This window comes from Dellaglioa sp. CoH-57-MRSF-18, from assembly GCF_056781995.1.
The window spans coordinates 1-288 of the sequence record NZ_JBXAXX010000197.1 but is presented as its reverse complement, the minus strand read 5'-3'; the positions used below and the strand labels follow the sequence as shown (position 1 = coordinate 288).

At 49.7% G+C, this 288-nt stretch carries 1 protein-coding gene; it reads left to right on the top strand.

The window, feature by feature from the left end; all coding sequences use genetic code 11:
* The coding region (locus tag AC1RPG_RS08695) for a hypothetical protein (RefSeq protein WP_391857577.1) at positions 1-197 on the top strand (197 nt) is incomplete at its 5' end.
* Positions 198-288 lie beyond the last annotated feature (91 nt).

Genomic DNA, 288 nt, shown 5'->3' with positions numbered 1-288 from the left:
AACTTAATGAGTGGTTTTGGGAAATTTCTGCGTCTGTCTCGAATTTCACGCCCAAATCGCTTTTCTACAAACGCGAGTTCGAGGTTGCGGGGCGTCGATTTCTTGGCGTGTTTCCTATCGAGGTTCCCTACGACCATTTCGTATACAGGCTGAGTTTTGACCAAGAGGACCCCACGTGGCAAAAATCACGCACATAGTGTATCCGGGTCCCGTTCGTTCCAAGACTGACGGAGATGAGCATTACATAACGGCCAATCAGTTGGTATGGTTGTATGGGCTACGTCCCGG